At 69.6% G+C, this 26,332-nt stretch carries 26 protein-coding genes, 1 tRNA gene, 1 pseudogene and 1 riboswitch; of the genes and pseudogenes, 17 read left to right on the top strand and 11 right to left on the bottom strand.

Annotated elements, in window-relative coordinates; genetic code table 11:
* Window positions 1-64 precede the first annotated feature (64 nt).
* Window positions 65-901: a hypothetical protein gene (locus tag ACIBNA_RS05330; RefSeq protein WP_399163911.1), complete on the bottom strand. Its 837-nt coding sequence runs from the start codon at window positions 899-901 to the stop codon at window positions 65-67.
* Here ACIBNA_RS05330 and ACIBNA_RS05325 point away from each other — a divergent pair.
* Together ACIBNA_RS05325 and ACIBNA_RS05320 are read left to right on the top strand one after the other, a co-directional pair.
* Window positions 881-1,966, top strand: coding sequence for a site-specific integrase (locus ACIBNA_RS05325; protein ID WP_399163910.1), 1,086 nt, complete (start codon window positions 881-883; stop codon window positions 1,964-1,966). The genes ACIBNA_RS05330 and ACIBNA_RS05325 overlap by 21 nt on opposite strands.
* Before the next feature lie 198 nt (window positions 1,967-2,164).
* Window positions 2,165-2,917, top strand: a complete 753-nt coding sequence (locus ACIBNA_RS05320; protein ID WP_399163909.1) for an MBL fold metallo-hydrolase — start codon at window positions 2,165-2,167, stop codon at window positions 2,915-2,917.
* Between the two features lie 71 nt (window positions 2,918-2,988).
* On the opposite strand, the gene ACIBNA_RS05315 is transcribed toward ACIBNA_RS05320, so the two are convergent.
* Window positions 2,989-4,251: a PTS transporter subunit EIIC gene (locus tag ACIBNA_RS05315; protein ID WP_399163908.1), complete on the bottom strand. Its 1,263-nt coding sequence runs from the start codon at window positions 4,249-4,251 to the stop codon at window positions 2,989-2,991.
* A gap of 372 nt (window positions 4,252-4,623) precedes the next feature.
* Here ACIBNA_RS05315 and ACIBNA_RS05310 point away from each other — a divergent pair, with 372 nt between their 5' ends.
* The 4 genes from ACIBNA_RS05310 to rdgB all read left to right on the top strand — a co-directional run bounded on the left by ACIBNA_RS05310 (window position 4,624) and on the right by rdgB (window position 6,963).
* Window positions 4,624-4,857 carry a glucose PTS transporter subunit EIIB gene (locus ACIBNA_RS05310; RefSeq protein ID WP_010039992.1) on the top strand — a complete coding sequence of 78 codons (234 nt, stop codon included), beginning with the start codon at window positions 4,624-4,626 and terminating at the stop codon, window positions 4,855-4,857.
* A gap of 130 nt (window positions 4,858-4,987) precedes the next feature.
* Window positions 4,988-5,725: a ribonuclease PH gene (rph, locus tag ACIBNA_RS05305; RefSeq protein ID WP_351406611.1), complete on the top strand. Its 738-nt coding sequence runs from the start codon at window positions 4,988-4,990 to the stop codon at window positions 5,723-5,725.
* 142 nt (window positions 5,726-5,867) lie between these two features.
* The gene (locus ACIBNA_RS05300; RefSeq protein ID WP_399163907.1) at window positions 5,868-6,266 is read left to right on the top strand and encodes a hypothetical protein; all 399 of its coding nucleotides are present in this window, start codon (window positions 5,868-5,870) and stop codon (window positions 6,264-6,266) included.
* A gap of 94 nt (window positions 6,267-6,360) precedes the next feature.
* Window positions 6,361-6,963 carry an RdgB/HAM1 family non-canonical purine NTP pyrophosphatase gene (gene rdgB, locus ACIBNA_RS05295; RefSeq protein WP_399163906.1) on the top strand — a complete coding sequence of 201 codons (603 nt, stop codon included), beginning with the start codon at window positions 6,361-6,363 and terminating at the stop codon, window positions 6,961-6,963.
* A gap of 49 nt (window positions 6,964-7,012) precedes the next feature.
* Here rdgB and ACIBNA_RS05290 read toward each other — a convergent pair.
* The 5 genes and pseudogenes from ACIBNA_RS05290 to ACIBNA_RS05270 all read right to left on the bottom strand — a co-directional run bounded on the left by ACIBNA_RS05290 (window position 7,013) and on the right by ACIBNA_RS05270 (window position 10,152).
* Window positions 7,013-7,096 (bottom strand) — tRNA-Leu (locus tag ACIBNA_RS05290).
* 19 nt (window positions 7,097-7,115) lie between these two features.
* The gene (locus ACIBNA_RS05285; RefSeq protein ID WP_399163905.1) at window positions 7,116-7,616 is read right to left on the bottom strand and encodes an HNH endonuclease; all 501 of its coding nucleotides are present in this window, start codon (window positions 7,614-7,616) and stop codon (window positions 7,116-7,118) included.
* Window positions 7,613-8,266, bottom strand: coding sequence for an HNH endonuclease signature motif containing protein (locus ACIBNA_RS05280; RefSeq protein WP_399163904.1), 654 nt, complete (start codon window positions 8,264-8,266; stop codon window positions 7,613-7,615). The genes ACIBNA_RS05285 and ACIBNA_RS05280 overlap by 4 nt, the downstream gene beginning before the upstream one ends.
* Before the next feature lie 147 nt (window positions 8,267-8,413).
* Window positions 8,414-8,881, bottom strand: a complete 468-nt coding sequence (bcp, locus tag ACIBNA_RS05275) for a thioredoxin-dependent thiol peroxidase (RefSeq protein WP_388063875.1) — start codon at window positions 8,879-8,881, stop codon at window positions 8,414-8,416.
* Window positions 8,881-10,152 (bottom strand): annotated as a pseudogene (locus ACIBNA_RS05270) (RNA-guided endonuclease InsQ/TnpB family protein). The gene bcp and the pseudogene ACIBNA_RS05270 overlap by 1 nt, the downstream one beginning before the upstream one ends.
* A gap of 239 nt (window positions 10,153-10,391) precedes the next feature.
* Between ACIBNA_RS05270 and ACIBNA_RS05265 the strand changes: the two are divergent.
* The 3 genes from ACIBNA_RS05265 to ACIBNA_RS05255 all read left to right on the top strand — a co-directional run bounded on the left by ACIBNA_RS05265 (window position 10,392) and on the right by ACIBNA_RS05255 (window position 11,613).
* Window positions 10,392-10,721: a DUF3618 domain-containing protein gene (locus ACIBNA_RS05265; RefSeq protein WP_399163903.1), complete on the top strand. Its 330-nt coding sequence runs from the start codon at window positions 10,392-10,394 to the stop codon at window positions 10,719-10,721.
* 44 nt (window positions 10,722-10,765) lie between these two features.
* Window positions 10,766-11,122, top strand: coding sequence for a co-chaperone GroES (locus ACIBNA_RS05260; RefSeq protein ID WP_010040015.1), 357 nt, complete (start codon window positions 10,766-10,768; stop codon window positions 11,120-11,122).
* A 66-nt stretch (window positions 11,123-11,188) separates the two neighbouring features.
* A riboswitch (guanidine-III (ykkC-III) riboswitch) is annotated at window positions 11,189-11,259 on the top strand.
* 33 nt (window positions 11,260-11,292) lie between these two features.
* Entirely contained in the window at window positions 11,293-11,613 is a 321-nt protein-coding gene (locus ACIBNA_RS05255) for a DMT family transporter (RefSeq protein WP_399163902.1), read from the top strand.
* A 7-nt stretch (window positions 11,614-11,620) separates the two neighbouring features.
* On the opposite strand, the gene ACIBNA_RS05250 is transcribed toward ACIBNA_RS05255, so the two are convergent.
* Window positions 11,621-14,014: a transglycosylase domain-containing protein gene (locus tag ACIBNA_RS05250; protein ID WP_399163901.1), complete on the bottom strand. Its 2,394-nt coding sequence runs from the start codon at window positions 14,012-14,014 to the stop codon at window positions 11,621-11,623.
* Between the two features lie 499 nt (window positions 14,015-14,513).
* On the opposite strand from ACIBNA_RS05250, the gene ACIBNA_RS05245 reads away from it, so the two are divergent.
* The 4 genes from ACIBNA_RS05245 to ACIBNA_RS05230 are packed head-to-tail and all read left to right on the top strand — an operon-like array spanning window position 14,514 to window position 17,854.
* Window positions 14,514-15,314, top strand: coding sequence for an ABC transporter permease (locus tag ACIBNA_RS05245; protein ID WP_399163934.1), 801 nt, complete (start codon window positions 14,514-14,516; stop codon window positions 15,312-15,314).
* A complete protein-coding gene (locus ACIBNA_RS05240; RefSeq protein WP_399163900.1) occupies window positions 15,307-16,128 on the top strand; it encodes an ABC transporter permease in 822 nt (273 codons plus the stop codon). Before ACIBNA_RS05245 ends, ACIBNA_RS05240 begins: the two co-directional genes overlap by 8 nt.
* 31 nt (window positions 16,129-16,159) lie before the next feature.
* Window positions 16,160-17,149 carry an ATP-binding cassette domain-containing protein gene (locus ACIBNA_RS05235; protein ID WP_399163933.1) on the top strand — a complete coding sequence of 330 codons (990 nt, stop codon included), beginning with the start codon at window positions 16,160-16,162 and terminating at the stop codon, window positions 17,147-17,149.
* 33 nt (window positions 17,150-17,182) lie between these two features.
* The gene (locus ACIBNA_RS05230) at window positions 17,183-17,854 is read left to right on the top strand and encodes a DUF1707 domain-containing protein (RefSeq protein ID WP_399163899.1); all 672 of its coding nucleotides are present in this window, start codon (window positions 17,183-17,185) and stop codon (window positions 17,852-17,854) included.
* 128 nt (window positions 17,855-17,982) lie between these two features.
* Here ACIBNA_RS05230 and ACIBNA_RS05225 read toward each other — a convergent pair whose 3' ends face one another.
* Window positions 17,983-19,314 (bottom strand): SGNH/GDSL hydrolase family protein, encoded by a 1,332-nt coding sequence (locus ACIBNA_RS05225; protein ID WP_399163898.1) that lies wholly within the window; start codon window positions 19,312-19,314, stop codon window positions 17,983-17,985.
* Between the two features lie 197 nt (window positions 19,315-19,511).
* Between ACIBNA_RS05225 and ACIBNA_RS05220 the strand changes: the two genes are divergently transcribed.
* Both ACIBNA_RS05220 and ACIBNA_RS05215 read left to right on the top strand, forming a co-directional pair.
* Complete coding sequence (locus ACIBNA_RS05220) at window positions 19,512-20,852, top strand: DUF445 domain-containing protein (RefSeq protein ID WP_399163897.1); 1,341 nt, start codon at window positions 19,512-19,514, stop codon at window positions 20,850-20,852.
* 113 nt (window positions 20,853-20,965) lie between these two features.
* Window positions 20,966-22,525: an MFS transporter gene (locus ACIBNA_RS05215; RefSeq protein ID WP_399163896.1), complete on the top strand. Its 1,560-nt coding sequence runs from the start codon at window positions 20,966-20,968 to the stop codon at window positions 22,523-22,525.
* Window positions 22,526-22,837: 312 nt separating this feature from the next.
* Here the strand turns inward: ACIBNA_RS05215 and ACIBNA_RS05210 are convergent, their stop codons facing one another.
* The gene (locus ACIBNA_RS05210) at window positions 22,838-24,292 is read right to left on the bottom strand and encodes an alginate lyase family protein (protein WP_399163932.1); all 1,455 of its coding nucleotides are present in this window, start codon (window positions 24,290-24,292) and stop codon (window positions 22,838-22,840) included.
* A 362-nt stretch (window positions 24,293-24,654) separates the two neighbouring features.
* On the bottom strand, window positions 24,655-24,957 hold the full coding sequence (locus ACIBNA_RS05205) for a hypothetical protein (protein WP_399163895.1): 303 nt from the start codon (window positions 24,955-24,957) through the stop codon (window positions 24,655-24,657).
* A 239-nt stretch (window positions 24,958-25,196) separates the two neighbouring features.
* Between ACIBNA_RS05205 and ACIBNA_RS05200 the strand changes: the two genes are divergently transcribed.
* Together ACIBNA_RS05200 and ACIBNA_RS05195 are read left to right on the top strand one after the other, a co-directional pair.
* The gene (locus ACIBNA_RS05200) at window positions 25,197-25,619 is read left to right on the top strand and encodes an Hsp20/alpha crystallin family protein (RefSeq protein WP_274818074.1); all 423 of its coding nucleotides are present in this window, start codon (window positions 25,197-25,199) and stop codon (window positions 25,617-25,619) included.
* Between the two features lie 158 nt (window positions 25,620-25,777).
* Window positions 25,778-26,275 carry a DUF2267 domain-containing protein gene (locus ACIBNA_RS05195; protein WP_397705797.1) on the top strand — a complete coding sequence of 166 codons (498 nt, stop codon included), beginning with the start codon at window positions 25,778-25,780 and terminating at the stop codon, window positions 26,273-26,275.
* Window positions 26,276-26,332: the final 57 nt, after the last annotated feature.

Here is a 26,332-nt window from a genome sequence, read left to right as displayed (position 1 = left end):
CAACCACTGATCGTCCGAAAGGTCCCCACGCCCCACACCGAGATCATCACGGCCTGAGGCGTGTTCAGGAGCTCAGTTCAAAAACACGCCCTAGGTCACGAAGGATCGCCAGGCGCAGCGGCGGCACAGAGTCCCTGGCGCACCGGATGGCCAGCTGCATGGCGGCCTCGCGGTCCATGCCGACGGCGACACCCCCGCGCACCACCTGCGCGAGCTGCTTCGCGAACCGGGTCGGTGCCTCCGGCATGTCGGCGTCGATGACGCGCCCCTGGTAGTCGTGCTCGACCCCGGTGCGGGCCAGCGTCACCACGTCGGCGGCGGCGAGGAGCCGTTCCGTCTCGTCGTCCGTCACCGTGATGCCGGACTCCGCGTCGACGCCGGCCAGGACTCCGCCCACGGCAGCAGCCAGCTCGGCGCGCATCTTCACCTCGTTGCCGGTGTTGCCGATGGCGCGGCGGCCGATGGCACGGCGGTGCTCAGTGGAGGCGGTGCGGATCAACACGAAGCGGTCGCCCATGGTGGAGATGACAGCGTGTGCCCGGTCCCACGCTGAGGTGACCGCACCGACCACGCAAATCCGCCCCGTCCACTCCAGGCGTCGTCCGCCGTCGGTGCCCACGTCGCGTACCCAGTGCCCGTCGTAGATCTCCCGGAGCGCGGCGAGCACTTCGGCGCGCGCGTCGCGGTTCATCGACAGGATCGTCGCCACATCCTTGATCACCAGGGTGCCCCGGTTTCCGAGTTGTCGGAGCAGGCCACCAGTCGCGTCCTGGGCGCGGTCCTTCTTGCCGGTGGCGGACAGCAGCGCGCCCTGGGAGGCAATCGCCGACACGACCAGAGCCCCTGCACCCTGCAACGGCGCCACCGTCTCGGTCTTCGTATGGCCGGGGCCGGACAGCACCAGCAGCCACAGCGGGTCGCCGTCGAGGCGTTCCACGGCCGCCGCCGCGAGCACTGCGTTGAGAGCGTCGAGGTCGTACTCGGTGCCGAGCCAGTTCCTGAACACCTTGTGGCAGGCGTCGAGGGTGAACTGTTCTATCGGCCGCGGCGCTGCGGCGGCCTCCTTCCGCTGCTGCGGGATCTTGCCCGGCGACAGCACTGTGCCGAGGATCTTGTCGAGATCCCTTGGCTTGGCCCAGCCAGCATCGACTGCGCCGTCGATCGTGGTCCACTGATCCCGTTCGGTGCTGGTGCGGAACATCCACCCGGAGATGGCGTCGCGCATCACCTCGCGGACCCGTTCCCGGTTGAGCAGGTGTGGGTCGAGCTGCGAGACGGCAGCGCCGAGGATGGCGAGGCTGTACGTCGCGTCGTTGAGCGTCTTGTTGCCCGTTCCGTTGTCAGGTGCCGTCCTGACGGTATCGGTCTCCTCGGCGACCGCCTGCTCGACGTAGCGGAGAAGCCGGCCCACGTGGTGCTCGACGTCGTCGGCGGAGCCGTCCATGAACTCTTCGGGGGTAGTCATGACCGCCTCGGAAGCGGGCTGCGAGCGGGAGAACTCTTCGGCCTCCAGGTCAGGCACATCGACTTCCTTCGTCGTACGGTGAAGGTCGAGCAGCAGGTTCAGCGGGCGTATCCCGGCGTGGTCGTATGCCCGCCCAAGACGAAGCGTTCCTATAGGACGGTGCCTGTACCGCAGAGCGTCATCGATGCCCTGGCCGCCCACCTGAAGGCGTACCCGGCCGGCCCGGACGACTTCGTGTTCGCTGGCCCCGTCAACGCGGACCACTTCGCCGACAACGTGTGGCGTCCGGCGGTCAAGGCGGCCGGGCTCCCGACGGGCACTCGTCTGCATGGCCTGAGGCACACGTACGCAAGCGTCCTGATCAAGCACGGAAAGGGGCCGAAGACCGTCGCAACGAGACTGGGTGACACGGTGGCCGTGGCGATGGCGATCTACGCGCACCTGTTCCCGGACGAGGACACCCGCGACGCGGTCGAGGAGTTCCTGTCGGAGGCAGCGTGATGTGCCCTCGATGTGCCCTCGGATCTTGGCCGAACAGATGAACGCCAGGTAGTCCAGATGGCAGCACCGCTCAGGTGAGTTCGCCCACAACAGCCCTTGGCGGAGGAGCTACCGGAGGTTTTGCGCCTTACGCTCGACGCACCGCACGACCCCCGACGCCCCTCTCAGACTTTTCCCGCCAGCGGAGGTTTCTGCTTCATGAAGCTCACCGTCGTCGGCTGCTCGGGGTCGTTCCCGTCCGCGGAATCGGCCTGCTCGAGCTACCTCGTCGAGGCCGACGGCTTCCGGCTGCTTCTCGACATGGGCAACGGTGCCCTGGGCGAGTTGCAGCGCCACTGCGGTCTCTACGACCTCGACGCGATCTTCCTCAGCCATCTGCACGCCGACCACTGCATCGACATGTGCGCCTACTTCGTCGCGCGCTACTACCGCCACGACGGCGGCCGCTGCGATCCGCTCCCCGTCTTCGGACCGGAAGGCACGGAACACCGGCTGACCACCGCCTACGCGGACACCCCCTCCGCCTCCTCCATGAGCGAGGTCTTCGACTTCCACACGGTCAAGCCGTCCACCTTCGAGATCGGCCCGTTCACGGTGCACACCGAGCGGGTGGCCCACCCCGTGGAGGCGTACGGCATCCGCGTCGAACACGACGGCAAGGTCCTGACGTACTCCGGCGACACCGGTGTGAGCCCCGCCCTGGACGAACTCGCCCGGGACGCCGACCTGTTCCTGTGCGAGGCGGCGTTCACGCACGGCAAGGAAAGCATCCCCGACCTGCACCTCAACGGCCGCGAGGCGGGCGAGACGGCCGCCCGAGCGGGTGCCCGCCGGCTGGTCCTGACCCACATCCCGCCGTGGACGGACCCCCAGGTCAACCTGGACGACGCCCGCGCGGTGTACGACGGTCCGGTGGACCTCGCGGCACCGCGGCAGACGTACGAGATCTAGCGGGTGTCCGCACCCCGAGTACGAAGAGGCCCCGGAACCGAAGCGGTTCCGGGGCCTTCAGCGTGTGCGGGCTACTTCGCCTCCGCCTTCTGGAGCTCGGCGAGTTCCTCGTCGGACTCGCGGCCCGGCGTCGGCAGGTTGAACTTGGTGATCGCGAAGCGGAAGACCACGTAGTAGACCGCCGCGAAGCACAGGCCGACCAGGGCCAGGCCCCACGGGTTGGTCGCGATGCCCAGGTTCAGGAAGAAGTCCACCGCGCCGGCCGAGAAGCCGAAGCCGTCCTTCATCCCCAGGGCCCAGGTCAGCGCCATCGAGACACCGGTGAGCACGGCGTGGATCGCGTACAGCACCGGGGCGATGAACATGAAGGTGAACTCGATCGGCTCGGTGACGCCCGTGACGAAGGAGGTCAGTGCGAGGGAGATCATCATGCCGCCGACGACCTTGCGGCGCTCGGGCCGGGCGCAGTGCACGATCGCCAGGCAGGCGGCCGGCAGGGCGAACATCATGATGGGGAAGAAGCCGGTCATGAACTGGCCGGCGCTCGGGTCGCCCGCCAGGAACCGGGCGATGTCGCCGCTCTTGCCCTCGTAGGTGCCGGCCTGGAACCAGGGGAAGGAGTTCAGCAGGTGGTGCATGCCGATCGGGATCAGCGCGCGGTTGGCGACACCGAAGATGCCCGCGCCGACGGCTCCGGAGCCCACCAGCCACTCGCCGAAGTTGTGCAGGGCCGTGCCGAGGACCGGCCAGATGCAACCGAAGACGATACCGATGACCAGGCCCGCGAAGGCGGCGAGGATCGGGACCAGGCGGCGACCGCCGAAGAAGCCCGCCCAGTCGGGCAGCTTGGTGCGGTGGAAGCGCTGGTAGAGCAGTGCGACGACGAGGCCCATCACCACACCGCCGAGCACCTTGGCGTCCACCGGCGCGTCCGTCATGACGACCTTGCCGTCGACGGCCGTCGCCACCTTGGGCAGGTTAGGGTCGGTGAACGTGGCCAGTACGTTCTTGAAGACCAGGTAGCCGACGACGGCGGCCAGAGCGGTCGAGCCGTCCGACTTCTTCGCGAAGCCGATCGCGATGCCCACGGCGAACAGCAGCGGCATGTTGTCGAGGATCGCGTTGCCGCCCGCGGTCATGAAGCTCGCGATCTTGGTGATGAACTCCGGGAACGACTCCCGCCCCAGCATGTCGGTGTTGCCGAGGCGGACCAGGAGCGCGGCGGCCGGCAGCACGGCGACGGGCAGCATGAGGCTGCGGCCGATGCGCTGCAGGACCGCCATCACCGCGGACCCCTTCTTCGGGCTCGCGGGCGCGGCTGTGGCTGTGGACATGAACTTCCTCCATGGGGCACGGCGCCGCCCAGGGAAGAGCTCGACGGGGGACGGCGGCGTCTCAAAAGGGGAACGCGGTTCGAAAGGGCACCGCGCGACCTTCACCAGTGAATGGTGTAGACCAGTTGTAGCACGGTAGACCGAACGAGTGGAACCCGCCAATTCCGCCCGTCTCCACCATCACCTTGGAGACGTTCGTCCGGCCCAGCCCGTCGTCCCTTTGTCGAGAGGCAGGATTCTGGTGTAGACCAGTCGAACGGACGGTCGCACACTGACGTGACGCCATCCTCGGCAGGCACGACATGACCGCTCGCAAAGTTTGGTCAACTGTGGGCTACTGCGACAAAGCGGTTCGGATCAGGGAGAACGAACATGGCCACCAAGGCTGAGAAGATCGTTGCCGGGCTCGGCGGCATCGACAACATCGAAGAGGTCGAAGGCTGCATCACCCGCCTGCGGACCGAGGTCGTGGACCCCGCCAAGGTCGACGAGACCGCCCTGAAGGCCGCCGGCGCCCACGGCGTCGTCAAGATGGGCAGCGCCATCCAGGTCGTCATCGGCACCGACGCCGACCCCATCGCCGCGGAAATCGAAGACATGATGTGAAGCGCGGGGATCGTCCCGGGCTTCACCCCCTGACAGATCCCCGAGGTCACCAGACCCCAGAGGTCACCGATGAGGGCCCCTTCCCACCGCGGGAGGGGCCCCTTCCGCATGTACGGATAGGCTCAGCGGCATGTCTCGAATCGACGGCCGCACCCCCCAGCAACTCCGCCCGATCACCATCGAACGCGGCTGGAGCAAGCACGCCGAAGGCTCCGTCCTCGTCTCCTTCGGCGACACCAAGGTCTTCTGCACCGCCTCCGTCACCGAGGGCGTCCCGCGCTGGCGCAAGGGCAGCGGTGAAGGCTGGGTCACCGCCGAGTACTCCATGCTGCCCCGCTCCACCAACACCCGCGGCGACCGCGAGTCCGTCAAGGGCCGCATCGGCGGCCGCACCCACGAGATCAGCCGCCTCATCGGCCGTTCGCTCCGCGCCGTCATCGACTACAAGGCACTCGGCGAGAACACCATCGTCCTCGACTGCGACGTCCTCCAGGCCGACGGCGGCACCCGCACGGCGGCCATCACCGGCGCCTACGTGGCGCTGGCGGACGCCGTCGCCTGGGCCCAGCGCAAGAAGCTCATCAAGGCCGGCCGCCAGCCCCTCACCGGCACCGTCAGCGCCGTCTCCGTCGGCATCGTCGGCGGCGTCCCCCTCCTCGACCTCTGCTACGAAGAAGACGTCAAGGCCGACACCGACATGAACGTCGTCTGCACCGGCGACGGCCGCTTCGTCGAGGTCCAGGGCACCGCCGAGGCCGAACCCTTCGCCCGCGAGGAACTCAACGCCCTCCTCGACCTCGCAGTCGCCGGCTGCACGGAACTCGCCGCCCACCAGCGCACCGCGCTTGATACCGTCCTCGAAAAGTAAAGGGCGCGCCAAGACGAGTGCTCGGCACGGGCAACCGTGCCGAGCGCGCTCGCGTCTGAAGGAGTACGGGCGCACGGCTCATCCCTGTGCGTCCGGCCAGCCGCACGGGCCGCCCGGCCCGACCGACGAGAGGGACCGTTCCATGGCCGCGAGCCGCCGACGCCGCACCGCAGCCGTCGCCGCCACCCTGGCGGCCGTCGCGCTGACCGCCGGACTCACCACCGGCTGCGCCGCCGTCGACAAGGCGCTGGACTGCGTCCAGACCGCCGACGCCATCGCCGACAGCGTCACGGAACTCCAGCAGGCCGTCGACAACGCGGCCAACGACCCGACGCAGCTCGACGAGTCCCTCGACTCCATCGACAAGAACCTGGAAAAGATCGGCGACAAGACCGACAACGCCGACGTCAACAAGGCAGTCGACGACCTCAACCAGGCCGTCGGCAACGTCCGTACGGCGATCAAGAACGGCGACGAGACGCCCGACATCAGCCCGGTCACGGACGCGGCGGGCGAACTGACGAAGGTCTGCACGCCGTAACGCTGACGGCCGGTGATCGACCGCGGGCCCGTCGTGGTCGCTCGCGCAGTTCCCCGCGCCCCTGACGGGGCGCGGCTGCCGCAATACTGGGGCCATGACGCGCTTGATCCTCGCCACCCGCAACGCCGGAAAGATCACCGAGCTCCGGGCGATCCTCGCCGAAGCCGGGCTGCCCCACGAACTCGTCGGCGCCGACGCCTATCCGGACATTCCCGACGTCAAGGAAACGGGCGTCACCTTCGCCGAGAACGCGTTGCTGAAGGCCCACGCCCTCGCCCAGGCGACGGGTCTGCCCGCGGTCGCCGACGACTCCGGCCTCTGCGTCGACGTCCTGAACGGCGCCCCCGGCATCTTCTCCGCCCGCTGGTCCGGCCGCCACGGCGACGACAAGGCCAACCTGGACCTGCTCCTCGCCCAGCTCTCGGACATCCCCGACGAGCATCGCGGCGCGCACTTCGCCTGCGCGGCGGCGCTGGCCCTGCCGGATGGCACGGAGCGGGTGGTCGAGGGTCAGCTGCGGGGTGTACTGCGCCATGAGCCGGCGGGTTCGGGGGGCTTCGGCTACGACCCGATCCTCCAGCCGGAGGGGGAGACGCGGACCTGCGCGGAGTTGACTCCGCAGGAGAAGAACGCGATCAGCCATCGGGGGAAGGCGTTTCGGGCGGTGGTGCCGGTGGTGCGGGAGCTGTTGGGCTGAGGACGAGGCCCACCTGGCTTACGCCAGGTGGGCCATCGATTTGAAGGTGTGCGGCCGGAGGGACTCGAACCCTCAAGGGATTTCTCCCACAACATCCTAAGTGTTGCGCGTAGGCCAATTCCGCCACGGCCGCGTCCAGGTCATGGTACCGGTCATGTGGGGCGAGGCTGTGGCGAACGCCTGCTGCCGCCTCTGCACCAGGTACTCGTCACCGCATGGCAGTTGGGGCACAGTAACCGCAAGTTCTCCAGCCGGTCGTCGCTCCAGTCACCGTTGATGTGATCCACCTCCAGCGTCATGGGTTTGCCGAGCCACTCGGGGCCGATCCCGCAGTCCGCGCACTCTTCGGCTATGCCCATCTCGTGGAGTGCCCGACGCAGTACAACGGTGCGGGTCCGACGCTCGCCGTCGTGCTTGACCAGGATCTCCTCAGGACGTCTGCCCAGGGCCGGACCCCGCTTCCCTCGCTGGTGGGCCTGTCCCAGAAAGTGCTCGGTGGTGAGCTGTTCCTCGTCGATCCACCGGCGCAGATGCTCGCGCTGGGTGCCACTGTCCGGGCGCCCCAGGCGGCGAAGCACCTCTGCGATGGAGACGGACTCGGCGACCGCGACACGCAGTTCCTCGGGTGCAGGTCGTGCACGCCGGCTGTTCATGAGGCGCGCCCCTGCTCACGCACCTTGGCGCGCCCCCGGTAATTGTCCGTCGTCGCGTGGCAGTTGGGGCACAGGAACCGAAGGTTCTCGATCCGGTTGTCCCTCCAGCGGCCGTTGATGTGATCGACCTCCAGGGGGAGTGGGCGGCCCCGCCAGACCGCCTCCATGCCGCAGAGGGCGCACCGCTCCGCCACTCCGGAAACCGTCATCGCCCATCTGAGGCGGTCGCTCGGAACACGCCGGGCGCGATCGGCGGGCTGCTCGACGAGGAAGGACTCCGGGGTGCGTGGACGCCAGGGCTTCCCACGCCTCGTCGGCACCCGGAAGTGCGACGTGTCGATGCCGTACGCCTTGATCCGGCGGCTGATGTGCGTGTGATGTCCGCCCACCACTTCGAGCCCGAGGTGCCGCAGCACGTCGCCCATGTTCGTCGACGCCGCGACCGCCTGCTCAAGGACGTCTCTCGTCCACTTCACCCCCTCACGCTCGAAGTGCGACACGTCCACCCCGAGCTTCTTCATCCGCTCGTGCACATACCGCCGCGTCGAACTCTTCGGATCCACCCCCAACCGCACCAATGCATCGGACAACGTCCGCGCCCCCCGAGCGGCCTCCTCCAGCCGCTCCCTGGTGTACGCACTCGCCCCCATCGAGCCCCTCCGTCACTCCGTCCCCGACCACCCGTTCGCGGTCTCGCACGGAGTAACGAACCGTTTATCGGACAGTCACGCCCGAAATACGGAACGGCTCGTACCGGACCTATCCGGTACGAGCCGTTCCAGGAAGCGGAGAGGGCCTCAGATCCCCAGATCCTTGATGATCTTCGCCACGTGCCCCGTCGCCCGGACGTTGTACAGCGCGCGCTCGACCCTGCCCTCCTCGTCCACGACGATCGTGGAGCGGATGACACCCATGTAGGTCTTGCCGTAGTTCTTCTTCTCGCCGAAGGCGCCGTACGACTCCAGGACCTGCTTGTCCGGGTCGGCCAGCAACGTGACCTTCAGGGACTCCTTGTCGCGGAACTTGGCCAGCTTCTCGGGCTTGTCGGGGGAGATGCCGATCACCTCGTAGCCCGCGCCGGCCAGCAGCTCCAGGTTGTCCGTGAAGTCGCAGGCCTGCTTGGTGCAGCCGGGGGTGAGGGCCGCCGGGTAGAAATACACGATGACCTTGCGGCCCTTGTGGTCCGACAGGGACACCTCGGTGCCGTCGGCGTCGGGCAGGGTGAAGGCGGGGGCCACGTCCCCCGGCTGGAGTCGCTCGCTCATCAGACCAGCTTGACGTGCTCCCTGGCCTGAAGTCCAGAAATCCCGGCCTGGATCGTCTGACCCTTCCGGGGGCTTCCTGCTTCACCGCGCTGTGCGGGCACGTGTGCCCGTCTTACCGGCGCTCCACAGGCGTTTTGCGTCTCCGCCCGTCCGGCGGCGACGATACGGCGTCCTTCGAAGAGGACGTTGCGGGCTGCGTTGTGATCGCGATCGTGCACCGTGCCGCACGCCCCGCACGTCCACTGCCGGACGTGCAGGGGCTTGGGTCCGTCCCGGTATCCGCAGGCCGAGCAGACCTGCGTGGACGGGAAGGCGCGGTCCACCTTGGCGAAGGTGCGGCCGTGCAGAGCCGCCTTGTACTCCAGCATGCCGACGAACGCGGACCATCCCGCGTCGTGCACGGACTTGGCGAGCCGGGTGCGGCCGAGACCGGACACCGCGAGGTCTTCCACGTACACCGCTTGGTTGTCGCGAATGATCTGCGTGGAAGCCTTGTGATGCCAGTCCCGGCGCCGGTCGGCCACCTTGGCGTGCTGGCGTGCGACCTTGAGGCGGGCCTTGGCCCGGTTCTTCGAACCCTTGACTTTCCGGGACAGCTCCCGCTGCAGGCGCTTGAGCTTCTTCTCTGCCCGGCGCAGGAAGCGGGGGCTGTCGATCTTCCGGCCGTCGGACAGGACGGCGAAGGCGGACAGGCCCAGGTCGATCCCGGTATCGGTCTCCACCTCGGGGAGGGTGTCCGGCTCGGTGTCCACGACGAAGCTGAGGAAGTAGCGGCCGGAGCTGTCCTTGGTGACGGTCAGGGATGTGGGTGCGGCTGGAAGCCGGCGGGACCACTTGACCTTGAGGTTGCCGACCTTGGCCACGTACACGGTGCCGTTGTCCTAGAGGGAGAAGGCGTTGGTGGTGAGGCGGATCGACTGCCGGGTGTCCTTCTTCGACTTATAGCGGGGCGGCCCCACTTTCCGGCCCTGCCGCTTGCCCTTCACCGAGTCGAAGAAGTTCTTGTAGGCGGTGTCGAGGTCCCTGAGGGACTGTTGCAGGACGACCGCTGACACGTCGGCGAGCCAGGCACGTTCCTCGGTGCGCTTGGCCTGGGTGATGCGCAGCCGGGACAACTCCGCCGACGTCACATACGGCAGCCCCGCCGCGTGTGCTTCCTTGCGGTCGCGCAGGCAGTCGTTCCACACCACGCGGGCGCACCCGAACGCTCTCGCCAGCGCACGGCGCTGGGCGGCGTCAGGGTAGGCCCGGTAGTTGTAGCGAAGCTGCATACCGATCACCGTATGAACGCTTCGTGGGCGCTCGCGGCGAAAGATCACATCCAACTGGAATTGCACACGATGTGAGCAAGTTTGTTCGAGGACTTCGAGATCTCCGCCTGCGGCGGTCGTCCGTGTGAACGCCGCGCCCTCTGCAAAGGCCCCGGTAACCGGGGTCCTGACAGTGCGATGAGCCGTGGAGCTGACAGACTGTCCGGCACAGGCTTCATACCGACTTCGGAGGCGACACGGTGGCGGACACGGCGGACACCAGAACCCCGGCGCAGATCGAGGCGGACATCAGGCGCCGCCGCGAGACCCTGGCCGAGACCCTCGACGAGATCGGGGTGCGGGTGCACCCGAAGACCATCGTCGGGGACGCCAAGGCCAAGGTCGCGTCCAATATCGATCACACCCTCGGGCGGGCGTATGTCGGGGTCAATCGGGCCGTCACCGATGTGCGGTCCCGGTTCGTGGACGAGGACGGGGCGCCGCGGCTGGAGCGGGTCGTGCCGGTCGCGCTCGTCGTCGTCGGAGTGGTCGGGCTGCTGGCCGTCAGCACGCGGCGGCGCAGGGGCTGACCCGACTGCGTACGTTCACGGGGAAGACAGGTAGGTTTCAGGGCGTGAGCGCCAAGAGAAACGAGCACAGCACCCATCCCGACAAGCTGCCCATCCGGATGCTGCACGACCGCGTACTCGTGCGGCAGGACACCAGCGAGGGCGAGCGGCGTTCCGGCGGCGGCATCCTGATCCCCGCCACGGCGGCGGTCGGCCGGCGGCTGGCCTGGGCCGAGGTCGTCGCGGTGGGGCAGAACGTACGGACCGTGGAGCCGGGCGACCGTGTTCTGTTCGATCCGGAGGACCGCGCCGAGGTCGAGGTGCGCGGTATCGCGTACGTGCTCATGCGCGAGCGCGATCTGCATGCCGTGGCCGCGGACCGGTTCGAGGGCTCGGAGGACTCGACGGGTCTCTATCTGTAGCCCCAGAAGAAAAGAAGCAGAAGCAGCAGCGGAAGGGACCGGTGGCCATCGTCACCGGTCCCTTCCGTGTTCCTTTGTTACGTTGGAGGGACCCGACGAGACGCGCCGTACCGGGACGAAGGCAAAGACGACGCACCCGCACCGTCAGCCCGTTTCCCGGAGGTGCCGTCATGGCCTGGGTTCTGCTCGTCGTCGCCGGTCTGCTCGAAGTCGGGTGGTCCGTCGGTATGAAGTACACCGACGGCTTCACGCGCCCGCTCCCCAGCGTTCTCACCGGTGCCGGGATCGTCGCCAGCATGCTGCTGCTGTCCCAGGCCGCCAGGACCCTGCCCATCGGCACCGCCTACGGCGTGTGGGTGGGCATCGGGGCGGCCGGGGCGGCGGCGTTCGGCATGGCCGTGCTGGGGGAGCCGGCCACCGCCGCCCGGATCTTCTTCGTTTGCCTGCTGCTGGTCGCCGTGGTGGGGCTGAAGGCGACCTCGGGCCACTGAGCCCGGCCTATTCGCGGCGCGCGCCCTGCGGGACCACACCCCAGCCGGGGCCCGACGGCCCGCCCGTCGAGCCGCCGTCGGTCTCGTCGCCACCGCCCTCGCTCGTGCCGCCGTCGGTGGCGGTGCCGCCGTCGCCGGTCCCGCCGTCCGCGGTGCCGCCGCCGGTGGGGGACTCGCCGCCCGTGCTGCCGTCGGTGGTGCCGCCGTCGGTCTGGCCCTGGGTCTGCCCCTCGGGCGCGCTCGGGGTCTGCCCGGGCGTCTCGGTGCCGGTGTCCTGGCCGCCGGTGGAGGTGCTGCCGCCGTCGGTGGCGTCGCCCGTGGTCGGGTCGGCCGGCGGTTCGGTGGCGGGGGCCTGCGGGACGTCGGCGCCCGGCTGGAGCCTGAGGTCGAAGTCGGTGACCGGCTTGTCCTTCAGGGCGTCCCGGGTGAACTGGGCCCAGATCTCGGCGGGCGCCCCGCCGCCGTTGATGCGGTCCAGGCCCATCGCGCCGTACAGCGACTTGTGGGCGGCGGTGACCGGGTCCTGGCCCATGACGGAGACGACCGTGGCGAGGTCGGGGGTGTAGCCCGCGAACCAGGCCGCCGTGTCCTCCTCGGCGGTGCCGGTCTTGCCCGCGGCGGGTCGGCCCGCGGCCTGTGCGGCGGAGGCCGTGCCGTTCTGGACGACGCTGCGCAGGACCGAGGTGGTGGTGTCGGCGGCCTCGCGGCTCACGGCCTGCCGGGTGCGCCGCTCGGGCAGCGCGATGGGCGAGCCCTCCTTGGTGACCTTCTCGACCATCGTGTACGTGCCGTGCCGGCCGTGGTTGGCGAGCGTGGCGTACGCCTCCGCCATGTCGAGGACGCTGGCGGTGGCCGTGCCGAGTGCGATGGCGGGGCCGTCGGCGAGGTCGGGGGTGGTCTCGGGGACGCCGAGGTCGATCGCGGTCTGCTTGACCTTCTGGGGGCCGACGTCGGCGGCCATCTGCGCGTACACCGAGTTCACGGACTTGTCGGTCGCCTCGGTGACGGTGATGTCGCCGTAGGAGACCTGGTCCTCGTTCTCGGGGGCGTACGGGTCGCCGTCCCAGCCCTGGACGGTGCGCTTGTTGGTGCCGTCGTAGATCGTGTTCGGGGTGATCGGGCGGCCGTCCTGGGTCTGCGAGTCGTTCTCGACGGCCGAGGTGAACACGAACGGCTTGAAGGTGGAGCCGACCTGGAAGTCCCTGCGGGTGGCGTTCGGGGTGTACTGCTTGACGTAGTCGATGCCGTTGTACATCGCCACGACCCTGCCGGTCTTGGGGTCGACGGCGGCGCCGCCCGCGCGGACGTAGGTGTCGACCTTGTTGTTCTTCTTGTCCAGCTTGTCCATCAGTTGCTCGTTGACGGCCTTCACGAACGCGTCCTGCCTGGGCTTCTGGAGCGTCGTGGTGATGCGGTAGCCGCCGGCGTCGAGCCGGCTCTCGTCGATGATCTTGTTCTGGGTGAGGTAGTCCTTGACGGTCCGGACGATGTAGCCGCGCTGCCCGGACATGCCGGTGGACAGGGTGGACTCCTTCGGCACCGGGAACTTCATGCCGGCCCGCTTGGACTCGCTGAGCCAGCCCTTCTTGACCATGCCGTCCAGGACGTAGTTCCAGCGGGACTCGGCGGCCTTGCGGTTCTCGGGGTGGGCGACGACGTCGTACTGGCTGGGGGCGTTGACGAGCGCGGCGAGGTAGGCGGCGCGGGCCGGGTCGAGGTCCGTGGCGTCCATGCCGTAGTAGGCCTGGGCGGCGGCCTGGATGCCGTAGGCGTTGCGGCCGAAGTAGCTGGTGTTGAGGTAGCCCTCGAGGATGTGGTCCTTGCTCACCTCGCGGTCCAGCTTGATCGCGATGAAGAACTCCTTGGCCTTGCGCGTGAGGGTCTGGTCCTGGCGCAGGTAGTAGTTCTTCACGTACTGCTGCGTGATCGTGGAGCCGGACTGCTTGCCCTTGCCGAGGGCGGTGTTCCAGGCGGCGCGGACCATGGCCTTGGGGTCGACGGCGGACTCGGTGTAGAAGTCGCGGTCCTCGGCGGCCAGGATCGCGTGCTGGGCGTCCTTGGAGATCCGCGGGAGGGTGACGTTCTCCCGGTTGACCTCGCCGTCGCGGGCGATCACGGAACCGTCCGCGTAGAGGTACACGTTGGCCTGCTTCGTGGCGAGCGCGTTGGCCGGCGGGATCTTCACCAGCGAGTAGCCGAGGAAGAAGCCGCCGACCAGCAGCAGGGCGACGATGATGAAGGCGCCGAGCGTCATACGCCAGGTCGGGATGATCCGGCGCCAGCCGGTCCGCTTCGGTTTCCCGGCCGGCCGGGCCTGAGGCGTGTTCGGGTCGCCGTCCGCCTGCGGCTCTCTCGGTGCCCAGCCCGGTGTCGGCTGCTGCGGCTGAGGCTCGTCACTCATGTCGTGCACGGACTCCTGTTTCGCGTCGTACGTCGTTCCCGTACGTCTCTGCTCGCTCTTGCGCCCCTGTGATGAAGACTGTCCCATCCGGCGATCAGTTCCCTGACCGAGGGCCGTGTCGTGAGCCGTGTGGCGAGGCGGGCGGTGTGCGCGCGAGCCCGCGGGCGGGCGCAGGGTGAACCGCGCTGTTGCGCACGCCTGCCCGAATCGCGATCTTGCCTGCGCGACAGTCGCCCGAACCTGCGCGACATTCGCCCGAAGGGGGACACGACCGTGGATGCGACGGCTCGTACGCTCCGTCCCGGCCGGCACCGCCGCCATGCTGCTCGCCCTGGCCACGGGCGCCTCGGCCCACGCGGACGCAACGGATCGTACCGTCTGGGCCGGTGCGCACACGCCCGCAGCGCCTTTGCCGCCCCTCGAAATTGCGTGGCACGCGTGATCACCGCTCCACTAAGCTCCTGCGCTTCGGTGCCGGGCGGCGAGGAGGGCTGTGGATGTGGGCTCGGGACGGTTGTACGCGGCCGTCGCGGCGGGGGGCTTCAGGCGGTACGCGACCTATAAGGCGGCCACCGTGGCCGGGGTGTTCACCAACACGGTCTTCGGCCTCATCCTCGTCTACACGTACCTGGCGCTGTGGGACGAGAAACCGCATCTGGGAGGGTACGACCAGGCGCAGGCCGTGACCTATGTGTGGCTGGGGCAGTGCCTGTACGCGACGCTGGCCATCCAGGGCGGCGGCGCCGAGAAGGACCTGATGGAGCGCATCCGCACCGGCGAGATCGCCGTCGACCTGTACCGGCCGGCCGATCTCCAACTGTGGTGGCTGGCGGGCGACGTGGGGCGGGCGCTGTTCCAGATACTGGGGCGGGGCGTCATCCCGTTCGCGTTCGGCGCGGTCTTCTTCCCCATGGCGCTGCCGACGTCGGTCGTCCCCTGGGCGGCCTTCGTGGTCACGCTCCTGCTGGCGACGGTCGTCAGCTTCGCGATCCGCTACCTGGCGGCCCTGAGCGTGTTCTGGCTCATGGACGGCATGGGCGTCAACCAGGTCGTGATGATCACCGGGGTCTTCTTCTCGGGCATGGTGCTGCCGCTCAACGCCTTCCCGGGCGTGTTCGGCGACATCGTGCGGGTGCTGCCGTGGGCGGCGCAGATCCAGATGCCGGCGGATGTCCTGATGGGGGAGACCGACCCGCTCGGGGCGTTCGTCTTCCAGGCGGCGTGGGCGGTGGCGCTGCTGGCGGCGGGGCGGCTGTTGCAGTCGGCCGCGACGCGGCGGGTGGTGGTGCAGGGTGGGTGAGCGCAGTGTCCTGCTGGAGGGGCTGCGGGCCTACCGGTTGATCGCCGGGATGTGGGTGCGGTCCAGCATGACCTACCGCACCTCCTTCGTCGTCACGGTGTTCGGCAACCTGATGGTGACCGGCCTGGACTTCGTGGGGATCCTGCTGATGTTCTCGCAGGTCGACTCGCTGGGCGGCTGGTCACTGCCCGAGATCGCCTTCCTGTACGGGCTGTCGGTGACGGCGTTCGGGATCGCCGACCTGGTGCTCGGCTCGATGGACGTCCTGGGCGCCCGGATGCGCGACGGCTCGTTCGACATCCTGCTCGTGCGTCCCGCGCCGGTGCTCGCCCAGGTCGGCGCCGACCGCTTCGCGCTGCGCCGTCTGGGCCGGATCACCCAGGGCGCGGTGGTCCTGGGCTGGGCGCTGGTCTCGGTCGACGTCGACTGGAGTGCGCCGAAGGCGCTGCTGGTGCCGGTGATGGTGGTCAGCGGCGCGGCGATCTTCTCGGCGGTGTTCGTGGCGGGCGCGGCCTTCCAGATCTTCGCCCAGGACGCCGCGGAGGTGCAGAACGCGTACACGTACGGCGGGACCACGCTGCTGCAGTATCCGCCGACCGTGTTCGGGAAGGACCTGGTGCGCGGCGTGACCTTCATGCTGCCGCTCGCCTTCGTCAACTGGGTCCCGGCCGCCTATGTGCTGGACCGGCCGTACCCGATCGAGCTGCCGCAGTGGACGGCCTTCGCGTCGCCGCTGGTGGCGGTGGCCTGCTGTGCGCTGGCGGGGATGGCGTGGCGGGTGGGGCTTCGTTCCTACCGGAGTACAGGGAGTTGAGTTGACCGGGGTGGACAGCGGGCTGACAGGGATGGACGGCGGGGCGTCCGGGGTGGACGGCGGGTTCATCGAACTCGACGGCGTCGAGAAGGTCTTCGACGTGCGCAAGAAGACGGGCTTCATGAAACGGGAGCGGCGGCAGGTGCGGGCCGTCGACTCGATCTCCTTCCGCGTGGAACGCGGCGAGATGGTCGGCTACATCGGCCCGAACGGCGCCGGCAAGTCGACCACGATCAAGATGCTGACCGGCATCCTCACACCGAGCGCCGGCCGGCTGCGGGTCGCCGGCATCGACCCCTCCCGCGAACGCATGCGGCTCGCGCATCGCATCGGCGTGGTGTTCGGGCAGCGTACGACGCTGTGGTGGGACCTCCCGCTGGTCGACTCCTACCGGCTGATGCACCGCATGTACCGGATCCCGGACGCCCGTTACCGCGAGAACCTCGACCGTCTGGTCGAACTCCTCGACCTGGGCGACCTGCTGGACGTGCCGGTGCGCCAGCTCTCCCTCGGGCAGCGGATGCGCGGCGACATCGCGGCGGCACTGCTGCACGACCCGGAGGTGCTGTACCTCGACGAGCCGACCATCGGCCTCGACGTCGTGTCCAAGTCCAAGGTGCGGGAGTTCCTGCGGGAGCTGAACGCCGAGCGCGGCACGACGGTGCTGCTGACCACGCACGACCTGCAGGACATCGAGCAGTTGTGCAAGCGGGTGATGGTCATCGACCACGGGCGCCTGATGTACGACGGCCCGCTCGCCGGGCTGCACGAGGCGGGGGAGAGCGAGCGGACCCTGGTCGTGGACCTGGAGCGGGAACTGCCGCCGATCGACGCCCCGGCACCCGCCCGGGTCGTCCGGGTGGACGGTCCGCGGCAGTGGCTGGCGTTCCCGGCGGCGGAGTCGGCGGCGCCGCTGGTCGCGCGGATCGCGGCGGAGTACCCGCTGGTGGACCTGTCGGTGCGGGAGCCGGACATCGAGGCGGTGATCGCCAAGATGTACGCGGAGCGTGCGACCGCATAGTGTCCGGGACATGTAACTCGTAGGCTGCTTTACATGACCGACGACTCAGTCCCGGACCTCCGCGCCTCCGACGCCGACCGTGAACGGGTCGCCGAGATCCTGCGGGACGCCCTCGCGGAGGGCCGTCTCGACATGGCGGAGTTCGAGGAGCGGCTGGACGCGACGTACCAGGCGCGGACGTACGGGGAACTGGCGCCGATCACCCGTGACCTGCCGGCCGCGGGCGTCACGGCGCCCTCCGTGTCACTGACCAAGGAGCCCGCCGCCGGCTCGGACGGCCGGGACTGGTCCGGGCGGATCGTCGGCGGTGAGGGATCCTCGACGTGGGCCGCCGCCGTGATGTCCGGCTTCCAGCGCAAGGGGCACTGGACGATGCCCCGGCGGTTCACCTGCTTCGCCCTCTGCGGTGGCGGGGAGATCGACCTGCGCGAGGCGAGCTTCGCGGACCGCGAGGTCGAGATCAACGCGATCGCGATCATGGGCGGGGTGGACGTCATCGTCCCGCCCGGCGTCGAGGTCGTCGTCCGCGGCATCGGCATCATGGGCGGCTTCGACCACCAGGAGGAGGGCGTCCCCGGCGCCCCCGGTGCCCCGCGCGTCATCATCACCGGCTTCGCCTTCTGGGGCGGCGTCGGAGTCCAGCGAAAGCTGACCCGGGCGGAGAAGCAGCGGCTCCGGGAGGAACGCCGCCGCCAGCTGGACTGAGGCGCCTGCTGCCTGCGGGCAGTCGTGCCGCTGGGGCGGCACGGGTGGGCGCAGGCGGCACCCCGCAGCGCCGGGTTGCGCACCCACCCGCGCCCAGCACCGACGCCGGTGCTGGGCAGCTGGCAGCTCTACAGCTCCGCCGGCGCCGACCCCTTCAGGCTCTCCAGGTCGAACGCCTCCGCCATCCGCGCATACCCCTTGTCACTGGGATGCAGATGATCGCCCGAGTCGTAGTCGGACCGCAGCCGGCGCGGGTCGTAGGGATCACGCAGCGCCTTGTCGAAGTCGACCACCGCGTCGAAGACCCGCCCCGCCCGAATCTCCGCGTTGATCTGCTGCCGCACAGCCTCCCGCGCGTCCGAGTACCCCCGGTGCCCGCCGAACGGCATCAGCGTCGCCCCCACGACCTTCAGCCCCCGCGCATGCGCCTGCCCGACCATCGTGCGCAACCCGCCGAGAATCGCGTTCGGATCGGCGAGCCGCGGATTGCGCAGGATGTCGTTGACCCCGAGGTCGATGACGACGACCTTGACGTTCGTCCGCTCCAGCACGTCCCGCGCGAAGCGGTTCAGCCCGCTGGGGTTGTCCGCCGGCCGGCCCAGTCCGTCCGTGAGGACCCGGTTCCCGCTGATGCCCTGGTTGACGACGCTGTAGCGGGGCAGGTCCCGCCCGGCGGAGATCTCCGCGCGTAGCCTGTCGGACAGGACGTCGGTCCACCTGTTGTTGGCGCCGGCGGTGGAGGTGATCCCGTCGGTGAGCGAGTCGCCGAGGACGACGACCGTCCCCTCGGACTCGTTGCTCAGCACGTCCAGCGCGGTCAGGTAACGCCAGTACATGCTCTGCTCGGTGTAGGGCGCGCCCGTCGCGTCGGCCGTGTGGTCGCCCTGGGCGACGTAGGAGATCTGCCGGGCGTGCGGGTGGTACGTCACCGGGCCGGAACTGGTCGGCGTGTACGTGGTGATCAGGACGTCCGCGTCGGACGGGATGACGATGCGCACGGCGTCGCTCATCACCTGCCGGCCGGGCGGGATGACGACCGTCGGCCCGCCGTTGAAGGTCAGCTGCCGCATCGTGTCCGTCAGCGCGGCGGGCGTACCGCCGCCGGCGGCGACCGCGATCGAGGCCTGTGTGATGCTCAGCGGCGACTGGCCGTAGAGATTGGACAGTGTCACGCGGGCACTCGTACCGCCGACGCTGGTGTGGACGACGTTGCGCACCGAACGGTCCGCCATGCCGGTCGTCTCCGTGCCGGGCTCGGCCGCGGCCGGGGAGGTGGACCAGGTGCCGACCCAGGTGCCGGTGGAGGCAGGGGCGGCGTTGTTCGGAAGACGGCTGTCGGTGATGGCGTTCCGGCTCTGCGTGCCGTCGTCGGACGCCACTCCGACGTATATGGCGGTGGAAAGGGCCACGATTGCAGCGACCAGTCCGGCCAAAAGGGCGTAACCACGACCCCGGGTCATGCTGTGTAGTTCTCCTCGGGCGATGGGAGCCCCAGGCTCCGATCTGATGTGCCCATGATGCGTCATGGGCAGGGGGGAAGCTCACAGGACCCCCCGTGGCATTACCCCCTCCCGACAGACGTCGGGAACTCCTGCTCCGTTCCAGGAGTCGGTGAGGAAGGGACAATGTGTGCGGGATCACCAAGCGGGTGGAGCGGATGGAACGGACGAAAGTGGAAGAAAAGGGCGGGGCCCGGGGGCAGCATGCCCGCCCGGGTGCCGTCACGAACCGTGCGATGACAGCCTTCAGCCCGGCGGACGAGGAGAAACAGCGCGGCGTGCGCCGCATGAAACTCACCGCCACCGGGCTCCTGCTGTTCGTGGCCGTGGTCTACGTCCTCGCCAAGTGGGCCCAGAACTCCGGCGCCGGACCCTGGGCGGGCTATGTCGCCGCGGCCGCCGAGGCGGGCATGGTCGGCGCGCTCGCCGACTGGTTCGCCGTCACCGCCCTCTTCCGCCACCCCCTGGGCATCCCCATCCCGCACACCGCGATCATCCCCACCAAGAAGGACCAGCTTGGCGTCTCCCTCGGCGAGTTCGTCGGTGAGAACTTCCTCTCCGAGGACGTCGTACGGCAGCGGCTGCGCGCCGTCGGCATCGGCAGCCGCCTCGGCGCCTGGCTCGCCGTCCCCGAGCACGCCGACCGGGTCACGGCGGAGCTGTCCACCGCCCTGCGCGGCGCCCTGACGGTCCTGCGCGACTCCGACGTCCAGGCCGTGGTCGGCGAGGCCATCACCCGCCGCGCCAACGCTCAGGAGATCGGCCCCGGCATCGGCAAGATGCTGGAGAAGGTCGTCGCCGACGGCGGTCACAAACGGGTCGTCGACCTGGTCGTCACCCGCGCGCACGACTGGCTGGTCCTGCACCGCGACGAGGTGATGGACGCCGTGGAGGGCGGCGCCCCCGGCTGGACCCCGCGCTTCGTCGACCGGAAGGTCGGCGAGCGCGTCTACAAGGAACTGCTGCGCTTCGCCACCGAGATGCGCGACATGCCCGCCCACCCCGCGCGCGGCGCCCTCGACCGCTTCCTCACCGACTTCGCCTCCGACCTCCAGTCCGACACCGACACCCGCGCCCGGGTCGAGCGGCTCAAGGGCGAGGTGCTGGGCCGCGGCGAGGTCCAGGACCTCATCGCCAGCGTCTGGACGGCCGTACGGTCCATGATCGTCGCGGCCGCGGAGGACGAGCGCAGCGAGCTGCGGCTGCGCGTACGGGCCTCCCTGCTGTCGCTGGGTTCCCGGATGGCGGCCGAGCGCAAGGTGCAGGACAAGGTCGACAAGTGGGTGGAGGGCGCGGCCGTGTACGTCGTCACCACCTACCGCAAGGAGATCACCTCCCTCATCACGGACACGGTGGCGAGCTGGGACGCCGAGCACACCACGAAGAAGATCGAGGCGAACATCGGCCGCGATCTGCAGTTCATCCGGATCAACGGCACGGTGGTCGGCTCGCTCGCCGGCCTGCTGATCTACACGGTGTCGCACGCGCTGGGGGCGTGAAGGGCGCAGGCGTGAGCGGTGGGACGTGACGCACCGGTGGCGTCAGGTGTCAGGGCGTAAGCAAAACCGCTCAGGGCACTCGAACCGGGTTCTTCTCGATGAGGAGGGAGCCCATGACCACCGCCGCACAGGCCGGGACCGGCCGAACCGTGACCACCGACATCCCCGCCCGCCTCGACCGCCTCCCGTGGTCACGCTGGCACTGGACGATCGTCATCGGCCTCGGCACCGTGTGGATCCTCGACGGCCTCGAAGTCACCGTCGTGGGCAACATCGCCAGCCGCCTGTCGGAGCCCGGCAGCGGCCTGCCCATCACCTCCGGCGAGGTCACCGGCCTCGCGGCCGCCCTGTACGTGGCAGGAGCCTGCTCGGGAGCGCTCTTCTGGGGCCGCCTGACCGACAAGTGGGGCCGCAAAAGACTCTTCATGATCACGCTGGCGGTCTACCTCGGCGCCACCGCCCTGACCGCGATCGCCTTCGACACCTGGTGGTTCTTCCTCTTCCGCTTCCTCACCGGCTTCGGCATCGGCGGCGAGTACGCGGCCATCAACTCCGCGATCGACGAACTGATCCCCAAGGAGTACCGCGGCCGCGTCGACCTGATGATCAACGGCAGCTTCTGGCTGGGCGCGGTCGGCGGCTCCCTCCTCTCGATCGTCGCGCTGGACACGGACATCTTCGCGGCGAACGTCGGCTGGCGCCTCACCTTCGCGCTCGGCGCGGTCCTGGCCCTGGTGATCCTCCTGGTCCGCCGGCACGTCCCGGAAAGCCCCCGCTGGCTGCTGATCCACGGCCGCGACGACGAAGCGGAACGCATCGTCTCCTCGATCGAGCGGAAGGTCGAGCAGGAGATCGGCGAACCGCTGCCGCGTCCGGACGGCGAGATCACCATCCACCAGCGCCGCAGCGTCTCCTTCCTGGAGATCGGCCGCACGGTCTTCTCCGACTACCGCCGCCGTGCCGTCCTCGGCTTCTCCCTCTTCATCGGCCAGGCCTTCCTCTACAACGCCATCACCTTCGGCTTCGGGGCGATCCTGACGACGTTCTTCGACGTCCCGAGCGGCAACACCGGCTACTACTTCGCGGTCATCGCGCTCGGCAACTTCTTCGGCCCGCTGCTGCTGGGCAAGCTCTTCGACACGGTGGGCCGCCGGGTGATGATCTCCGGCACATATGTGCTGTCCGGCCTGCTCCTGTTCGGCACGGCCTGGCTCTTCGACCAGGGCTCCCTGAGCGCGAGCACGCTGACGGCATGCTGGTGCGCGGTGCTGTTCTTCGCCTCGGCGGGCGCGTCCAGCGCCTACCTGACGGTCTCCGAGGTCTTCCCGATGGAGACCCGCGCCATGTCCATCGCCTTCTTCTACGCCATCGGCACGGCAGCCGGCGGCATCAGCGGCCCGCTCCTGTTCGCCGACCTCACCGGCACGGGCAAGGTCGGCGACACGGTCCTCGCCTTCCAGATCGGCGCGACCCTGATGTGCCTGGCGGGCCTGGCGGCGGCGATCCTCGCGGTGCGTGCGGAACGGCGTTCCCTGGAGGACATCGCCACGCCGCTGACGGCGGCGGCCGATGAGAAGGCGGGCCCGACGGGGCGAGGTGAGGGACGCGGCGACTCCACCTCCGCCTCGGGCTCCGGCTCCGGCTCTACGGGGTCGAGGACGGCGACGGCGTAGGGGTGCGTGACCTCCGGCTGGGGGTGGCCTCGGCTGTCCCGGGCTGGGGGCGGCGACGGTGTGGCGCGCCGCCTTTGGCTGGGGGTGGCCTCGGCTGTCCCGGGTTGGGGGCGGCGACGGTGCGGCGCACCATCTTTGGCTGGGGCAGCCTCGGCTCTCCCAAGCCGCGGGCGGCCGTGCCGACTTAGCTGCGGGCAGTCGTGCCGCTTGGAGCGGCGCCCGTCCCACAGAAAGCGGCACCCCGCCAGCGCGGGTGAGCGACCCCACCCGCGCCCGGGCTACCGCCCCAGCACCTTCGCAACGTGCCGGACGCTACTCGGCCCCACCCCGCCGCACCCGATCCCGCCGCCGCAGCAACAGCAACCCACCCGCGACAGCGGAAACCCCCGCCGCGGCGGCCCAGCCGACCAGATCCTCGGCGCCCGTAGCAGCCAGGTCACGATCCCCAGCGGGTGAGGCCGAGGCGCTCACGGCCCCCTGCGGCCGCGCACCCCCACCCGAGGCAGCCCCGGACGGACCCGCACTCGGCGCCGCCCCCGAACCCGCCCCCTCCACCCGCTCCCGATCCCGAGTAAAGGCCAGCGTGCCAAAGCCAAGCTGGTCGTAACCCCCACTGTTGGGCCCGTAATCCCCGCCCCCACCCTCAGGCGCAGCCTTGGCCGCCGCACGCGTCACATACGACGCCGACAGCCCCCGCCGCTTGGTGTAGTGGTTCGCGATCACCGCCCAGATCGGCCGAGTCATGGCCGGATTCACACCCGCGGCCTCGCTCGCGGTCTCACTCCCCGACCACCCTCCGATCGCCCCCTTCTTCCGCGTGTTGGCCGTATACGTCACATCCCCGCCCAGACTCCACTTCGCCACGTACTGCGCCCCCTTGAGGAACCGGCTGTCGTCGTACCCGTACAGATCGATCCCCTGGTTCCACGCCATCTCGCACACCGTGCCCATCAGCCCGACGCCGAGCAGCGCGTGCCCCTGGTCCCGCCCGGCCTCGACCCACTCGGCGAGCCCGTCGTCGTGCACGACGGGAATGGCGTGCTTGACGGACCCCATGCCGTCCCCGTGCTTGAAGTACTCCACGGCCCGGTCGACCACGGCACGGTCGTCACAGAAGATGCCGGTGGCGAGCACACAGGCGATGGCCGTCAGGTCCCAGTTGGGCCAGTAGTTGGTGACCACGGCGCCGTTGTGGCGGGTCAGGAAGTCGTCGCTGAGCGGATGGAAGACGTTCCGCATCACCTCCTGCGCACGCGCGAGCTCGAAGTCACCGTGATCGCGTACGAGTTCGGCGGCGTTGGCGAACTGGTAGCCGTACAGCCCGGCGGCCAGGAACCGGTCGGCGGAGCCCTGGATCGACGTCAGCTTCCCCGACCAGGCGTTGAGGATCGCCACCGCGGTATCGGCATGCGCGGTCTCGCCGCTGACGTGGTACCGCAGGGCGTTCTGGTAGGCGGCGTGGATGTCGTTGTAGAGGACCGCGTAGTTCTGGGGCGAACCCGCCCCCCGATACACCGTGGCCTGAGGATTGGCCCGCCAGCCGCTCTGCGCGTGCCGGTTGGCGGTGAGCTTGGCGAACCCGGCCGTATAGGGTCTGGCGCCCGCCTTCACCTTGGCCGCCATACGGTCCAGGTCGGTACGGGTGTGCAGCAGCCCGGGGTGAGCGAAGGCCGCGTCGGCGGCGGAGGCCGGGGCCGCCAGCGCGGTCGTACCGACGCCCACGCCGACACCGGCGGCTCCGGCTGCCGCGCCCGCGGCCTTCAACATGCTCCGGCGGCTGATCTGTCGTGTCACGTTGTCGTACCTCAGCGTCGTAAGTCGCGTTCCTGTGGGGACGGTGAGGAGACGCCCGGACGGCGCAGCGATAACAAAAACTGGGCTATAGTTGATCTGCATCCGGTCGCCGGAACTCCGGCAGACGGACGATGCGTTGGTGGTCCAAGGAAAGACGCCCCGCTTCCTGCGGGGAGATGCAGGTGCAAGGCCTGCCCGGCGCTCAAGACAAGAACCCCGGCCCTGGGTTTCAGGGCCGGGGTTCTTCGCTGTGTGCTGTTCTCTGCCGTGCGCGCGACACGCCCCGGACGCCGAAGGCCCGGAGCGCGGCCCGACTCACCGGAGCGCGGCCCGCCTCAGCCGCGCCGGTCGGCGACAACCCAGGACGTCAGACCCACGGCCCCCGCCACCCCGAACACGGCAGGCCAGGCACCCACCTTCTTGGCCAGCGGATGAGACGCGGCGAAGGCGGCGCCATACGCGGCCGACAACGCCCCCGCGGCCACCCCACCGGCCTGCTGCCGCCACTGCCGCGCGGCCGCGGCCCCGGCGACGGCGAGCACGACCCCGCCGAGCGGCCGCTGCCGGGTCCAGCGGGCCACGCCGTACCCGCCCACGAGCCCGCTCGCGGCGATCACCGCACTGGGAACCTTCGCCATACCTGCCTCCTGGTCCTGCTCCTGCTCTTGCTCCTGCTTCCGCTGCGCCTGCCCGCCGGCGATCCCTGAGGCTAACTCCCGAGGTCGGGGGCGCACGCGCCGGGGCGTATGAAGGCGCGTTGCCCAACGGCATCCGAACCTGAGTCGAGGCTTGTCAAGTTTCCGGCTCCGAGCTATATAAGAAGGCGAAGAACGTAGGGCATCGCACCGACAGAGCCTGAAGAGAGGAGTGACCAGTGATGCTCATGCGCACGGACCCCTTCCGTGAACTCGACCGGCTCACCCAGCAGGTCTTCGGCCCCGCCACGCGCCCGTCGGCGATGGCGATGGATGCCTACCGCTCAGGGGACGAGTTCTTCGTCCACTTCGACCTCCCCGGCATCGACCCCGAGACGATCGAGCTGGACGTCGAACGCAACGTCCTGAACGTCCGAGCCGAGCGCAGGTCCCCCGCCCCCGAGGGCGCCGAGCTGCTCGTCGCCGAGCGTCCCACCGGCAGCTTCACCCGCCAGCTCTTCCTCGGCGACACGCTGGACACGGAGCGCATCGACGCCTCGTACGAGGCCGGCGTGCTGACCCTGCGCATCCCGGTGGCCGAGCAGGCCAAGCCGCGCCGCATCCAGATCACGGGCGGCGACAGCCGCAAGCAGCTCAGCGGCTGACGGCACGGCACTCACCTACCCACGCATCCACGAGGGCTGTCCCGAGGACCGAGGACGTCCCACCCGCGGGACAGCCCCGCCCCACCCCCACCCCGCGTCGCCGGTGTCGTAACCCGGCGGCGCGCGACGCAGGACCGGATACGGAGGAAGACCCGCACATGAGCGTGACGACGGTGCCCAGTGTGACGACTGCTCTCACGGCCCCGAAGACCCTGATCCCCGCCCCGCCGCGCAACCACGACACCCGAGGCGACGACAACGCCTGGACCCGACTGATCGAAGCGGTGCGGGAATCGGGCCAGTACCCCACCAGGTCGGAGGCGGAACGGGTCACCCGTATCGTCCTGTCCGCCCTCGGCGGTCATGTGATCGGCGACGAACGGGTCGACCTCGCCCGTGCCCTGCCCGAAGAGGCCGCCCGGGTGGTCGCCTCCCAGATCCCGGCCACGCGCCGGCTGACCGCCGCGGAGTTCGTCGACTCCGTCGCGGCCCGTATCGAGGGAGCGACCCCCGCCACGGCCCGCTGGGACGTCAGCTCGGTCCTGAGCGTGCTGCCGCCCCTGGTCGGCGACGACCTGGTGACCCGCATCCTGGCCCAGCTCCCGGCCGGCTACGCCCTCCTGTTCGGCCGAGCGGACCTGAGCCCGGCGTCGTAGGCTTCTGAACCGCGTACGACGGCCACCGCCGAGGCCGACGGTGGCCGTCGGGCAGAT

It is taken from the genome of Streptomyces sp. NPDC050164, from assembly GCF_044459945.1.
Lineage (GTDB): Bacteria > Actinomycetota > Actinomycetes > Streptomycetales > Streptomycetaceae > Streptomyces > Streptomyces coeruleorubidus_A.
This window is presented reverse-complemented; position numbering and strand designations above follow the sequence as displayed.